Origin of the sequence: Veillonella sp. ICM51a, assembly GCF_000524355.1 — a bacterium.
GTDB classification, from domain to species: Bacteria; Bacillota; Negativicutes; order Veillonellales; family Veillonellaceae; genus Veillonella; species Veillonella atypica.
Genome location: NZ_JAPX01000043.1, coordinates 1 through 15,125, shown reverse-complemented (window position 1 = coordinate 15,125; position 15,125 = coordinate 1). Strand labels below are relative to the sequence as shown.

General features: G+C 38.1%; 9 protein-coding genes and 3 tRNA genes. 6 read left to right on the top strand and 6 right to left on the bottom strand.

The features are described 5' to 3' along the window. Positions 1-7 precede the first annotated feature (7 nt). The 4 genes from HMPREF1504_RS07640 to HMPREF1504_RS07625 form a co-directional block, all read right to left on the bottom strand. The gene (locus tag HMPREF1504_RS07640) at positions 8-1,600 is read right to left on the bottom strand and encodes an LPO_1073/Vpar_1526 family protein (protein ID WP_005377183.1); all 1,593 of its coding nucleotides are present in this window, start codon (positions 1,598-1,600) and stop codon (positions 8-10) included. A 12-nt stretch (positions 1,601-1,612) separates the two neighbouring features. Next, entirely contained in the window at positions 1,613-2,164 is a 552-nt protein-coding gene (locus tag HMPREF1504_RS07635) for a TIGR01440 family protein (protein WP_005377059.1), read from the bottom strand. 189 nt (positions 2,165-2,353) lie between these two features. Next, positions 2,354-2,914: a Fe-S-containing hydro-lyase gene (locus HMPREF1504_RS07630; protein WP_005377058.1), complete on the bottom strand. Its 561-nt coding sequence runs from the start codon at positions 2,912-2,914 to the stop codon at positions 2,354-2,356. A 19-nt stretch (positions 2,915-2,933) separates the two neighbouring features. Further along, complete coding sequence (locus HMPREF1504_RS07625; RefSeq protein WP_005377154.1) at positions 2,934-3,776, bottom strand: fumarate hydratase; 843 nt, start codon at positions 3,774-3,776, stop codon at positions 2,934-2,936. A 659-nt stretch (positions 3,777-4,435) separates the two neighbouring features. Here HMPREF1504_RS07625 and HMPREF1504_RS07620 point away from each other — a divergent pair. The 3 genes from HMPREF1504_RS07620 to HMPREF1504_RS07610 all read left to right on the top strand — a co-directional run bounded on the left by HMPREF1504_RS07620 (position 4,436) and on the right by HMPREF1504_RS07610 (position 4,676). Next, positions 4,436-4,511: transfer RNA gene (locus HMPREF1504_RS07620), tRNA-Asn, on the top strand. Positions 4,512-4,522: 11 nt separating this feature from the next. After that, positions 4,523-4,597 (top strand) — tRNA-Glu (locus HMPREF1504_RS07615). Between the two features lie 3 nt (positions 4,598-4,600). After that, a tRNA-Val gene (locus HMPREF1504_RS07610) sits at positions 4,601-4,676 on the top strand. Between the two features lie 125 nt (positions 4,677-4,801). Here HMPREF1504_RS07610 and HMPREF1504_RS07605 read toward each other — a convergent pair. After that, complete coding sequence (locus HMPREF1504_RS07605) at positions 4,802-5,125, bottom strand: YnfA family protein (protein WP_005381091.1); 324 nt, start codon at positions 5,123-5,125, stop codon at positions 4,802-4,804. A gap of 123 nt (positions 5,126-5,248) precedes the next feature. After that, positions 5,249-6,148 carry a LysR family transcriptional regulator gene (locus tag HMPREF1504_RS07600; protein WP_005377113.1) on the bottom strand — a complete coding sequence of 300 codons (900 nt, stop codon included), beginning with the start codon at positions 6,146-6,148 and terminating at the stop codon, positions 5,249-5,251. Between the two features lie 333 nt (positions 6,149-6,481). On the opposite strand from HMPREF1504_RS07600, the gene rpsD reads away from it, so the two are divergent. The 3 genes from rpsD to HMPREF1504_RS07585 form a co-directional block, all read left to right on the top strand. Continuing rightward, the gene (rpsD, locus tag HMPREF1504_RS07595; RefSeq protein ID WP_005377187.1) at positions 6,482-7,069 is read left to right on the top strand and encodes a 30S ribosomal protein S4; all 588 of its coding nucleotides are present in this window, start codon (positions 6,482-6,484) and stop codon (positions 7,067-7,069) included. A 216-nt stretch (positions 7,070-7,285) separates the two neighbouring features. Further along, positions 7,286-8,983: a ShlB/FhaC/HecB family hemolysin secretion/activation protein gene (locus tag HMPREF1504_RS07590; protein WP_038124854.1), complete on the top strand. Its 1,698-nt coding sequence runs from the start codon at positions 7,286-7,288 to the stop codon at positions 8,981-8,983. A 75-nt stretch (positions 8,984-9,058) separates the two neighbouring features. After that, positions 9,059-15,125: hemagglutinin repeat-containing protein (locus HMPREF1504_RS07585; protein WP_038124852.1), on the top strand; the 6,067-nt coding region annotated here is incomplete at its 3' end.

Sequence of the window (15,125 nt, the reverse complement as noted above, 5' to 3'; positions counted from 1 at the left end):
GTATGAATTAGAACCAATGAGATAAATCAAATTCTTCCCCAATGGTTGCTTTCACATGAGCTCGACCTAAATAGAGACCAAGTAATGTAAGAGAAATAGAACACATAGGACTTTCATCATAGACGCGAGCCAAATCAGAAAGAACCGGACTAATATCGTCCATGATTTGACGAGCCTCTTCCCCTCTAAATGCAGTAGGTTTACTCTTCATCAAAGCTATGAGATCACGTTGCACCATTGGATCAGAGATGCGAGCCTCTCTAAAGAAGCGTTGTGCCAAGGATTCATCGACGACAGCCAATTTATAAAGATTAGAGTTTAGGCTGCGCACCACAAATCGTGGATCTACGCCACGGCCATCAGTAGCACGGAATAACTCTTCCTTTGTAAAGCCACGATAGTTAAATACAAACGGATAGGAATTACTCAATAATTGGGTCAATGTTACGGACTCACGTTCTTGCTGAGTACAACGTAAATAATCTAGCTGACGATAAAACGATGAGTCATGAGGCAAATCCGAAATAAATGGTTCGATATATTTTTCCACATAATGTTGGAAATGAATACGTCCATAGTTATTAGAATTACGAGAGTATTGTAATAATAATGTTAACGCCATCACTTGAAAGTGTCCTAATGTAAGATGGGGCAAAACGCGCAATGCATCAAAAGCTACTAAGTACGGTGTACTCGACTTAGGCGATTGAACCACATCGGAAAAGGCTTCTAGCGCAGCTGTTTTCATCCAAGTCGTTGGAGATCCTGCATAGGCTTTTTGCATAGCCAATAATGCTTCTTGAATTACGATATTTTGCAATAGTAATTTAACTTCGCTTAATTTCGTAATGCCCAAAACGGCTAATGCATCCCGCGTAATATCTGCAACGAATTGCATAGCATCACCATGAACGACACCGAAAGCATGAGCAAATGGTTCAATTGCAAGGGCTACGCGTTTATCCTCTTGTGCAGCCTGTGCCCATGGACCAATTGGTTCTGGCTCATCCTCTTCTTTGTTGGATAAATGTTCATTAATTTCATCGGCATTAAACATGCGTGTTTCTTCTAATGCAGATGGACCTTGTGGATTTACAATTTCACTATTTTCACTGCCAAACATCTGCGTTGCATCAGCATCAAAGCATCGTGTTTCGTCCATTACATCAGGAGACTCGCCTAATGCAATAGTATCCTCTGTAGAAGATTCAACAGCAGGAATTTCCATCGTTTTTTCTGTATCAGTCACTGCATCAATAGGTTCTGCAACAACGGGTTCTGTAACAATAGGTTCTGCGGTAACAGAATTCTCAAAATCATGTTGTTCTACAGGATTATGTAATTGAATAGTACCCTTACTAACAGATGTTTGTTCATCAACATGAGCCTCATATACATCAACACCATCATGTGTTTCCCGAGGTGTTATATGTACCTTTTCTTGTTCATACAAACGCCCTGGACGTGATGTTTTTGGAGGCTTTGATATTACAGAATGCGCGTCACTGTTACTTTCACTTTTATTAAATACCGCATAGCATACTCCAAAGAAACCAAGTACGACAACGGCCAATACGACATATGGGATAAACGTTGACATTACATTCTCCTCTTATAATAATGCGTCATTATATACCGCACGGATACCGCCGATACTCTTAGGGCGAACACGACAAGCTGTCACATGCGCTTCCCCAATTTCTTTTAAGCTTAATCGTACAGGAACCGTTACATGTTTCATATGCATACCAATGAAAGTATCTCCTATATCGATTCCCGCATCTGCTTGTATAAATTCAACAATTACAGGATCCTTAAAGCGGTTATACGCCGTCATAGCCATAGCGCCACCAGCATGCAATTGAGGAACAACATTACATTCCTCTTCCCAAGTCATAGCCTCACGTTCCATTACAAGGGCTCTATTTAAATGTTCACAACATTGTACAGCAAGATATAAACCTCGTTCGCTAACGGCTTTATAAATCTCATCAAATACAACAGCTGCTACATCCTCATGAGAATCAGTGCCAATCTTTTTACCACAAATCTCACTTGTAGAACATCCCACTACAAATAGCTGTCCTTCGTGTACCTTTGCTACTGTTAAGAGTTCTTCCATAGCAGTATGTACTTCTTGTCTAATTGTTTCAATAGAATGCATGATATCGCCCCTTTTTAATATTCAAATCTATAAATATATTATCATAAATCATATGTCTTTTATAGACCAAACTATAGGACATATGCGTGAAATTCTTATGATAAATTAATCTATTGTATATGTTACTAGTTTGAAATACAAAAAAGAGGCTCGCTAAAGCAAGCCTCTTCCAATCACTCAGTGGTGATATTAGATTTTTCTGTAAGGTTTTTGGCCTTGTTCGTAGAAGTTGTTACCTTCAGTATCGCCAACTACGATGCAAGGGAAATCTTCAACTGTCAATTCAGCCAAAGCTTCTGGACCAAGTTCACCATAAGCAAGTACTTCGTATTTTTTGATGGATTTTGCAATCAATGCTGCAGCGCCACCAACTGCTGCGAAGTATGTGCAACCATTTTTCTTCATGGATTCAACTACTTCTGGTTTACGGGAACCTTTACCAATCATGCCTTTGATACCTTGGTCAAGCATTGTTGGTGTGTAAGCATCCATACGACCGGAAGTTGTAGGACCAGCGGAACCAATTGGATCACCAGGTTTTGCAGGTGTTGGTCCAAGATAATAAACGAATTTATTTGTCCAGTCGATTGGTAATTTTTCACCACGCGCTAAAGCTTCAGTCATAACTTTATGAGCAGCGTCACGAGCGGAGTAAATTTTACCAGTGATAAGAACGCTATCACCAACTTTTAATTTGCGGGAAAACTCTTCATTATATTCTTCAGTATTAATGCGAATTGATTCAGCCATTGTAATTACCTCCTATCGATTAAAGTACTACGTGAGCATGACGAGCAGCATGGCACATGATAGTAACTGCAACAGGAAGACCTGCGATGTGAGTTGCACCCCATTCGATGTTTACACCGATACAAGTTGTAGTGCCACCCAATTGTGGTCCAATACCAGTTTTGTTAACCATTTCCATGATTTCTTCTTCTAATTTTGCATAGTCTGCATCTTTATGAGGTACGCTAATGTCACGAAGCAACGCTTTTTTGGACATAACAGCTGCTTGGTCCATAGTACCGCCAATACCAATGCCGAGTACAATTGGAGGGCATGGGTTAGGACCTGCATGTTTTACGATTTCAAGGACTGCATTTTTAACGCCTTCCACACCATCAGCAGGTACGAGCATAGCTACATCGGATTTATTTTCAGAACCGAAACCTTTTAATTCTACTTGAATATCTACTTTATCGCCAGGAACGATTTCAGTATAGATGATTGCAGGTGTGTTATTTTGTGTATTTTTACGATTGAACAATGGTTCAGCTACAACGGATTTACGAAGATAACCTTCAACATAACCAGCTGCAACACCAGCATTGATAGCTTCTGTAAGATCACCACCAACGAAATGAACATCTTGACCAACTTTTAAGAATACCATAGTCATACCAGTATCTTGGCAGTATGGACGATCTTCAGCATCAGCAATTTCTGCATTTTTGATGATTTGATCGAGAACGATGCAACCAACTGGAGACTCTTCTGTTTCACGGCCTTTTTTCAAGCCTTCATAGATGTCTTTTGGCAAGTGGTAAGCTGCGTCCATACACATTTGACGGACTGTTTTTGTGATTTCAGATACTTGAATCTCGCGCAAGATAATCCCTCCTCAGGAAAATAATTAGATATTAACTCTAATACAATGAGATACATTTATTCTCAAAGTGTTAAGCTAAGATTAACTCTATGACTCCATACTAGCACACTACCGAAGGCCTTTCAACGCTTTACCTATACAGTTTTCTCAATGAAATTTATCGATTTGATAATTATTTTCAATGATTAATTATACCTTTTTTATGCACTTTGATAATATTAAAAATAGTAGCTTAACTCTAATAAAAGGCTATATAACTGTAATAAATATCACATTATATTATTGTATATGGTTCGTTTCCAATCAATATGTGTTCTAACCATAAAATATATTGCTTTCTTTAATGAGATTATCTATCATTTTTATATAAAAAGATTTTAATTATGAGTATGTATAACGATTATCTTCAATACAATTAATTTACTAACTCCCCTATTCATCAAGGAGTTCATATACACAAAAACACGCTTAATTAGTGGATTTCTCACCAATATATATAATTATCGTTTTTTATGACTATCTCATCAAATTATTTTATCATTCCTCAAGCTCTGTCTATTATGTGTTTTAGTTATAGCATATGCTAAAAATTTTTAACTTTTTATAACATTTCCCCTTGCTATTATCGATATGTTCCTTTATAATAATCACTATATTATTCCTCGATAGCTCAGTTGGTAGAGCAATCGGCTGTTAACCGATCGGTCGTAGGTTCGAGTCCTACTCGGGGAGCCAATTCATATCATGGCCCGTTGGTCAAGCGGTTAAGACACCGCCCTTTCACGGCGGTATCCCGGGTTCGATTCCCGGACGGGTCACCACATGGACGATTAGCTCAGCTGGGAGAGCGCCTGCCTTACAAGCAGGATGTCGGCAGTTCGATCCTGTCATCGTCCACCAAGCTAAAGCAGTTATCTTCGGATAACTGCTTTTTTGTGTTATCGATTTAGGTGTGATATAAATACAAAAAGCGACACTATGTGTCGCTTTCAGCATAGTTATTAATATCATATTGTGTATGAAATTTATCGTGGTGCATACATGATGATATAAACACCAACTAGGCATACAAGACCGCCGATGATGTCATACATGTCGGGGCGCAATCCATCAACAAGCCAACCCCATAGGATGGAGAGGGCAATAAATACGCCACCGTATGCAGCATAGACCTTGCCGAAGCTGGCCTCTGGTTGAAATGTAGGAATTATACCGTACAAGATTAAGATAATGGCGCCCGCTAGTAGATATAGAGGACTTTTATCATCGCGCATGTAGAGCCAGACGAGATATCCACCGCCAATTTCGGCGATACCGGCTAATAAAAAATAGAATATAGATAATAACATATATACCTCACAATGATTATAAATCTCATATTAGTGTATCATGGTTATTGTACCCTGTCAGTAGTAGATTATTGAGTTTGAAAACAATAAAAATCCCTCGCTATTAAAACGAGGGATTGAGTATTATAATCTCGCAGGGGATTCCTGATGGACATAGTCCATAAATGTATGCATCGTTTCAGTTTTAGAATTATTTTTCTTGTATGCGAAACATACTTGTAACTTAAATGGTTTTTCTAATGGTAAATAGCCAGTAGTTATGTTGAGGGCGTCGAGAATTTGACGCGCTACGATGCAACCAGATTCATTCTTACCACAATAATCGATCATTGTGTACGGATTAGATAAGCGGCTACCACGGATGTGTAGATTTTGTTGACCATTACCTACATATGCTTTTAATGTACGGTACATAAAATATTTAGGTGGATACATTAAAAGTGGGAATTGTTGAATTGATTTTAACGTAGCTTCTTTAACTTGATCAATCAATTTTGGCGCATAATATACAAATTCATCTTCCCGTAGCGCTTTTGATTCATATAAGGACATGTCCTTATTATTTGGTAAATAGAGAAGGGCAATATCGATACGATTTTCTCGTAAATCGAGCAATAGCTCTTCTTCTTCCATATCGTAAATAGATACAGAAAATTCAGGATGGTTTTCAAAGAAATGCGATACATATCCGTTGAGGCGAATGTCGCCGAGGCTACGAAGAACGCCGATGTTTAGGATAGGGCGTTCAACTTTGCTAGCTAAACGGATGGATTGTATGGCTCTCTCCAATGTGTCCAATACGAGTTCTGCTTCAGGCAGGAATAGTTCACCTTCTGGCGTCAAACGACTGCCGCGGGTGGAGCGAGAAATTAATTTAACGCCTACAAGTCGTTCTAATTTTTTCATTTGCGCACTGAAAGCAGATTGGGTGATATTCATCGTTTGTGCTGCTAGTGTAAAGCTACCTGTTTTATTATATGTAATAAAACTTTGTAGCTCTTGCATGGTTGGTAATTCTTTCATTTCGGTACTCCGATTATAATAAAAACCTCACATTACTACTTATTACCTATATTAATTGTATTGTAGCATACTATAAGTATTTTTTCATCTAAATCTATAAAAGGCGATGAATTAATTAGAATAGATATAGAGCGGTTCTTTTATAAGAAATTTCGTTTCTAATGCTATGATAGGTGAGTAAAAATAATGATAAATAGTATGGCGAAAGAATCTGCTTTGCACATGCTATTTATAGGTAGAACTAATTGACATAGGGGCATAAGAAGTGATATTATTACTAAGTACCTTTATGTCGTGGTACAAGTATATATTAATTTATGAGGTGATAATCACATGGCAACGAGAAGAGAGGCTCGATTCAAACTTTGTCGTCGCTTTGGTGTGAACGTATTCGGTCACGCAAAAGCCTTGAATCGCGTCAAAAAAGACCAACGTCAGAAAAAAATGTCTGAGTATGGCACACAATTATTAGAAAAACAAAAAGTTAAAGCTTACTACAACTTGCTAGAACGCCAGTTCGTACGCTATTATGATAAAGCGAAAAAAATGCAAGGTGTTACAGGTCAAAACATGTTGATCCTTTTGGAACAACGTCTTGATAACCTTGTATACCGCATCGGCTTCGGTAACTCCATTCGTCAAGCTCGTCAAATGGTAAACCATGGCCACATTTTGGTAAATGGTCGTCGTGTAGACATTCCATCCTACTCCTGCAAACCAGGTGACGTTATTGAACTTCGTGAAGCTTCCCGCGATAACGAAATGTTCAAAACTAATTTCCAAGAACTTCGTTCTTTCGAACTTCCTTACATTGAAAAAGACTTGGAAGGCTTCAAAGCTACTTTCACTCGTCTTCCTCAACGTGAAGAACTTCCTATCGAAGTTAACGAAACACTTATCGTCGAATTGTACTCGAAATAATACATACAGTTCTACAAATATAGAAAGCACAGTGCTTATGCGTATAGGCACTGTGCTTTTTGCTTTTTTATTTAATTAGCTAAAATGATGAAAATGAAATGTTCAAATAAGACAAAACTATTTATAAAAAAACTTTAATCATGTTATTCTGTTGATAGAAAAAATTATGATTTAATCATGATTAGTGTTGTTAGAGTATGTATTTAGGAGAGTTTTGTGAAGATAAAACGCTTAGTTCTTCTTAGCCTAGGTGTATTGGGTGCATCTATGCCTTTTGGGGCATATGCAGTGAATCCGATTATGCCTATGGCACAGCAAGAACAATTACAAGAAGACCGAGAAGTTCAACAGGAACGGAATCTTCGCTTAGATGCTGAGCGCGTAGAAACTGTTGTTAGTGAATCGACACCTATAGACGTACCTTCAAATCAGAATGGTGCATCTTTTTTTATTCATCATATTCAGTTAGAGGGTGTACCTAAGGAATTTGCTTTCTTACATAAGCTTGCACGTAAAAATGAGCAAAGAACAGTAACGGTAGCAGATATTACTAATATACGTAATTCCCTTCAACGTAAGTTGCTAGATAGAGGGTTCGTTACCTCACAAGTATATATTCCTGAACAAAATGTAAATTCTGGCACGTTGCAGTTTATGGTTCTACCGGGACGAGTGGAAGATATTCGATATAGTGAGTCTTCGGTTCATGGCCCTTGGCGAACGGCTTTCTCTGTGAGACCTGGAGATATCCTTAATATCCGAGATGTAGAACAAGGCTTGGAGCAGATGAAACGTGTATCATCTCAATCGGTAACAATGAAGTTACTTCCAGGTACATCTGTTGGTGCTTCTATTATTGAGCTATCGATTAAACAAGCGAAACCAGTACACGGATCAATTAGTATCGATAATAGTGGTCTTGAATCAACAGGTGTGTATCAAGGTAGCTTTACTGCATCTCTTGACCAAGCCTTTAGAGCTAATGATACCTTTACTATGTCGCTGTCAGGTGACCTTAGTGGTTCGGGTAGTATAAAAGGAACTCGTGCAGCCAGTCTTAATTATGTGATACCTCATGGGAAAGATACGTTTAGTGTTAGTTTTTCCAAATCAAGATATCATCAAACTATTCAATCTAATCCTTATGATTTCACATATAGCGGTAAGTCCACTACTATGAAGGCGAAATGGAATCATGTTTGGTCGCGTACACAACGTGAAAAACGTGCATTTGATATTACTATTAGCACACGTCACAATCATCGCTTTATCAATGATATGGAACTACCTGTGCAAGCATTACGTACCACTTCAATGGAGCTTGGTGTTTCTAATCGTACATATATTGGAAATGCTACGCTATACTCTCGTTTAGGATTCCAGTGGGGGATAGGTGCACTTGGTGCACAATCTGAGCATAAGGCATCTGTTGCCATGGGTGGTCCTACATCTAGGTATCATATGTGGCTTATAGATGTAGATTATCGTAAACCATTAATTATGGGACATCGACCTGCATCATTTACCTCTTCATTCCATGGACAGTGGGTGCAAGGCGGTAAGAGAGTGTATAGTGTAGATACTATTAATATTGGCAATCGATATAGTATTTATGGCTTTGATGGTGAATATACACTTATGGGCGATAGTGGCTGGTATATACGTAATGAAGTATCTTCAGTTATTCCGCGGCTTAATATGGAAGTATATTTTGGCCTTGATATAGGGGCTGTATATGGTAAAAGTACAGAATCGTTAGTTGGGAAAAGTATTGCTGGTACAGCATTAGGTATACGGAGTAACTATGCATCAGGGCTCATGGTCGATGCATTTGTAAGTACCCCTTTATATAAACCGCAAGGATATCATACGAAAAAGTTTTATAGCGGATTTACTATAGGGTACAGATTCTAATCTCAATATAATTATGACTATATATATGTTGAACTAGCATGTGTTGAGCTAGTATTTATATAATTGGAGAGTTGTATGTGTAAAACAAATCAAGAACGACGTACGCTGGGACGAAAGATACTGTCTTGGCTCACTTTTGGTGTATTTGTCGCCTCTCAATCATTGGTAGTGGCGGCACCGATTATGCCGGATAATAATGCTGCTATTACTGAACGACCATTAGTTCAGGAAACAGCTAATCACATTCCATTGGTTAATATTACGGCACCTACTAATGGTGGCGTCTCTATGAATAAATATGACCAATTTAATGTTGAGAAACAGGGTGCTATTCTAAATAACTCATATGTAACGAGTAAAACGGAACTAGCTGGTTATGTGCAAGGGAATAGTAACATGGTGAATGGTACTGCAAAGGTTATCGTAAATCAAGTTACATCAGATACACCGACATCTATGAATGGCTATTTAGAAGTGGCAGGACAAAAAGCCTCCGTTGTGGTGGCTAACCCTAATGGAATTACCGTTAATGGAGGGGGCTTCCTTAATACAAATCATGCTGTATTAACTACCGGTAAACCAGAATTAGATGGTGCTGGACATTTACAAAACTACCGTGTAGAACAAGGAAATGTCTCTATTGAAGGTAAAGGCCTTGATGGGAAACGTGCAGATTCTGTGTCTATCTTGGCACGAACTATTGATGTAAATGCAGGTGTTTGGGCAAACACACTTAATACTCGTACAGGACAAAATCACATTGATGCTAACAACTTAAAGGCTACAGCGTTAGAGGCTTCAACTGTTGAAACAAAACCAACGATTGGTTTGGATGTGGCAGCAGTAGGTGGGATGTACGCGAATCATATTACTATGGTTGGCACTGAAGCTGGTGTAGGTGTTAATCTGAATGGTGTAGTGGCAGGAACTCAGTCTGTTTCAGTAGATGCTAATGGTCATCTATCTGTTAATGGTACACTTCAATCCGATACAAGTCTCGTGGCCAAAGCAAACTCTATACAGAATACAAAGATTATTGCCTCTGGTGGAGAGTTAGCATTAGAAACAAAAGAGTTAACTAATACAGGGCATATTACATCCACTAAAAATGGACATATTAAGGTAGAAGAAACCTTAACTAACAAAAATACAATTGCAGCTGGTGCTAACACGCAAGGTGCTGTTACAAGTAATGGTTCCTTATCTGTTGAGGCAGGTACCGTTCGTAATACTGATGCAGTGATTGTATCTGGTGATACTACAACAATTAATAGTAAAGAACTACATAATACAGAGAATGGTCGCATTTATGGTGGGAAGATAGCGATACAAACCAAGGTACTCGAAAACCGCAAGAATGTAGCATTAGAATCTAAATTAGATGCGGCTATGGCAGATATGAAAGCAGCAGAAGATAAGCTTGAAGCAGCCTATGCTGTAGATACGACAGCTTTTACATCAAAAACTGAACAAGATGACTATTTGAACCGAATCAAAGAACTATCCAAAGTATATGATGAAAAACTAAAAGCTGTTAAGTTAGTACAAGAGGAATTATCTGCTCATAAAGGGAGTACTATTGCAGGTCGAGAAGATGTAACTATTGAGGCGGACTCTATTTTGAATAGAGAAAAGTCTCTTATATATAGTGGTAGTACTATGACGCTAGACGGTCATGATACATTGCACAACATTGGTGGTACTATTGACGGAATGGGCAATGGTGTCATTCGAAGTAAAGACTACCAAAATAAGAATTCTTCTTTTACCGCAAAACGTGTTAGCCCTGAAATTGAAAAAGGCCTTTCTGGTGAAAGTAATGATGCTATGCTTACAGCGCAAGAAGACCAAATCTTAATTACAGATAAAGATCATAGCGAGCGAGGCCAAACGTTTAAAAAGTCTGAATTTAGCTCGTTAAACAGTGGCTATGGTGCCTATCATAGTCATAGTAGTAAGGCACCAATGCCTATATACGAGGCTGCAGAATATGTTACTGTAAAACAAATTACACCTGAAGAACAAGCGGCTGGCGAAGCGCCCATTCCGGCAGAATATATTGGTACAAAAGTACCATCATATGCCTATGATGACCCTATTTTCAAGGAGTTTGGCATTACCTCTATGACGACGGAGCGTCCCTTGACTGCAGGCCCTGAACAAGCAGCGTGGGATGCGCAGTTTAAGCCTATTTTGGCATCATTAAATGATAAAATTAAAGCTCATAATGAAAAGGCTAGACTATATAACCAACAGATTTCTGGTGTGGCTAATGAAAAAATAGACGATTATACTATTATTCGTACTAAAACAATGACCTCTAACGAAGAGGTTAAAAACAGTACACCAGGTGTCGTACGCTTTGGTGGAAATATGTCGTTCACTGGAAATGGTACCAATGAAAATAGTCAAATGGTTGTAGGTGGTACATTAACTACTACGGGTGCTATTAATCAAGTTGCTAAAGAAAATCAAGAAGTGACTAATACATTTGGCACTACAGAAGCATCGTATACCTATAAACGAAAATGGCCGCATAAATCTAGACGAAGAGGTTATAAGGGTCAAGTGTTTATGACGCCACAAGTGAATAAAGAAAACCCAATAGCACTTGGGGTTGCTAAGAAGGAAGATAAAAATGGTAAGGCAAAAGGTGAGGTAGGTGCTAATCACCGTAAAGAGGTACAAGACTTCTTAAATCCATTTGCACAAGATAGTAGTAATGATACATCTAAACCAAATGCGGGAACTAACATTTTGGCGCTGCCTACAGAATCTTTGCATAGAATACATCCTGAAAGCACTGCTAACTATGTAGTTGAAACAGATCCGCAATTTACGAATAAAAAAGCTTTTTTATCCTCCGATTATATGTATCGAGAGATGAAAACAAAGCCTGAAAATATTGAAAAACGACTAGGTGATGGTTTGTATGAGCAGACCTTGGTTAGACAGCAGATTGTATCTGGAACAGGGTATAGATTCCTTGATGGGTATACAGATGACGAAAGTCAATTTAAAGCGCTCATGGATGCAGGTATTGCCTATGCTAAGCAACATGGTATTGCTCCAGGTGTAGCGCTGACGGCAGAACAAGCAGCTAGTCTCACTAGTGATATGGTCTGGCTTGTAAAAGATGTTGTTATGGTAGAGGGGAAACCTGTTGAGGTAATCTATCCTAAAGTATATCTTAAACAAAGTCATGGCTTACAGTTGCATAATGATGGAACATTAATAAGTGCTAATACATTGGTTATGAATGCAAAAAACAGTATTCGTAATGAAGGTGCTATTCAAGGTAAAACAGTCATTCTTGCATCTGATCAAGATATCATTAATAGTGGTCAAATTAATGCAGGAAAAATTGGGTTACAATCGGATACAACTATTTACCAACAAGGACAAATTATTGGTCGTGATGCTGTAGAACTACAAGCCAAAAAGAATATCACTTTTAACAATTCCATTGAACATTTAACAAACCAAGATGTAATACATAAAACAGCAGGTATCGCTGTAACTGGCGACAAAGGCGTTATGATTGTCTCTGCTGGCAATGATGTAAACCTAGGTGGTGCAACTATCGAAGCATTGGGTAAAGAAGGTGCTATCACTATTACAGCTGGACGTGATATTAATAGTACTACAGATACTCTTACTGCTAAAAAAGATATGACTCAAGATGGGGATAATTATTTACGAACCTATCGTCAAACTGAATTTGGAACGACAATAGAGGCTGGTGGAAATGTATCTATTGTCGCCAAAAATGATATCAAGGCTCGTAATCTGACTGTTAGTAGTGAGTCCGGTGCTGTAAAAGTGATCGGTGAACATGACGTATCCATTGAAAATGGATATAGTGAATCTAAGGATGCCTTTGCGTTATCCTATAAAGAAAAAGGGTTCCTTAATAAGAAAGAAACTAAAATTAAGACTCATGATGAATCTAAACATGCATTAATGAGTACCGTTAGTGGTCATACTGTTGTGGTGGGTGCTAATAATGATGTGGCACTTACATCCTCTAATGTAGTGAGTACTGCGGGAACATCTGTATTAGCCGGTCATAATGTAATAACTAATGCAGCAGCAGAGCATACGCTAAGTACCGCATCTAAAGATGTAAAAAAATCTGGTATTATGGGTGCTGGCATGGGTATCATGATTGGTAAAAAACAATCTAAAGATAACTACTCTATCGATGAAACGACTCATAAAGCAACCACTCTAGGATCTACTAATGGTGAGGTTACTGTACAAGCTGGTGATACAGTTCATTTGACTACGACAGATGTTATAGCGGATAAAGGTATTAGACTTAGTGGTCAAGATATACTATTAGATGGTAAGGAAAATCATTACCTTTCTAAAGAAAGTCATGAATATAAATCTTCTGGTCTTACGGTGAGTCTTGGAGGCTCTGTTGCAAATGCTATTAATACCGCGTATGGGTTACAACAAAAAGCTAAAGGTCGTGAAGATAAGCGTTTGGCTGCACTAGAATATATGGAAGCAGGTAAAGAGCTTAAAACAGCAGCTGCTAATATATATGATTATTCTAATTATACCGCTGGCAATATTTATAAAGAAGGTCGTCAAGCCATTCGAGATGGAGTTGCTTTAAAGGAATCTGCTAAATTTGATCTCTATAAAGCAACAGGGATTGGTAGTACTAATTTGAGTGATGTATCAAAAGAACAGTTAAAGGAAACTGCAAAATTAAAAGATACAAAGGGAAATGCATTAGTACAAAAAGGTAACACCCAGTTAGCAGATTTAGAAAATGATCAAGCTGGATATAAAGCTAAGAAACGTGCTAAAGCAGATAATCTTGTAAATATTCGTGTAAGTATTGGCTCTAGTAGTAGTCGAAGTGAGTCCTCTTATGAGGCAAATACATTTGATGGGGGCTCTATGGAAAGTAATGGAGATATTACCATTGAGGCTAATAGTGCAGACTCTATCAAAGGAAATATTAAAGCTGTTGGTGAAACAATTTCAGGTAAAACAGTCAAACTAGTGGCTTCCAATGATGTATCTTTACAAGCGGCAACAAATACAAGTGAAACGCTTGAAAACGCCAAAAGTAAAGGCTGGTCTGTTGGGGCTAATATAAGTGTTGCTGGTGGCGGTATACTTGGATTTGATGCAAGTGCTAATGCTGCAAAACAAAAGGGTAATACAAAGGTAACAACACATACTGGTACTACTGTTGTAGGTTCGGATGCTGTTACTATTACATCAGGAAAGGATACCCATATCAGTGGTTCCAAGGTAATTGGTAAATCTGTAACAGCAAACGTAGGTGGCAATCTTTCTATTGAAAGCTTACAAGATACAAAGACATATGTAGGTGAAAGCTCTAATAAAGGGTTTAGTGTATCTACAAATGCGGGTTCTCTAAGTAATGTATCTATGAGTTCAAGCAAAGGTAAAATGAAAAGTGATTATGCGAGTGTTACTGATCAAGCTGGTATTTATGCAGGTGACGGTGGATTTGCAATTAACACGGCTGAAACAACATCATTAACAGGAGCTGTTATAGATAGTACAGCAAACTCTAATAAAAATAAACTTTCTACTGGATCATTAGTTGTTAAAGATATTGAAAATACGGCAGAATATACATCTCGTAATGTAGGTATGAGCTATAATCACGTTGGTAATTTTAAGAACCTTAGTAAAGCAGGGCAAGATGCCGTGTGGAATACATTAGGGAAATTACCTAATCTGTTGCCAGATTCTAGCAAATCGGCTTCTTCTACTACAACATCTGCTATTTCAAATGGTACAATAGAAGTACGAGACGCTAACTTTAATATGCAAACACTGTCCCGAGATACAAAAGATAGCTTGAATAAGCTTGATGAAATCTTTGATAAAAAGAAAATTGAAGAACGTCAAGAATTATCTAAACTATTTGCAAAAGAAGCCTTTGGCCAATTACATAATTGGAATCCAACCTCTAAAGAAGGTAAAGCTGCAAAAGCGATAGCCCATGGTGTAGTCGCTGAAGTATCTGCTCGTATGGCAGGAAATAAACCTGGTAGTGGTTTTTATACTGGTGCTACCAATGAAGCATTAATTGGAGAAATTCAAAAAATTGCAAAAGAAAAACCTGATGTAGCTCAAACATTAA

Coding starts and splice junctions, on each gene's coding strand:
- rpsD (WP_005377187.1), top strand. CDS start 6,482: ATGGCAACGAGAAGAGAGGCTCGATTCAAACTTTGTCGTCGCTTTGGT.
- HMPREF1504_RS07640 (WP_005377183.1), bottom strand. CDS start 1,600: ATGTCAACGTTTATCCCATATGTCGTATTGGCCGTTGTCGTACTTGGT.
- HMPREF1504_RS07605 (WP_005381091.1), bottom strand. CDS start 5,125: ATGTTATTATCTATATTCTATTTTTTATTAGCCGGTATCGCCGAAATT.
- HMPREF1504_RS07600 (WP_005377113.1), bottom strand. CDS start 6,148: ATGAAAGAATTACCAACCATGCAAGAGCTACAAAGTTTTATTACATAT.
- HMPREF1504_RS07635 (WP_005377059.1), bottom strand. CDS start 2,164: ATGCATTCTATTGAAACAATTAGACAAGAAGTACATACTGCTATGGAA.
- HMPREF1504_RS07630 (WP_005377058.1), bottom strand. CDS start 2,914: ATGGCTGAATCAATTCGCATTAATACTGAAGAATATAATGAAGAGTTT.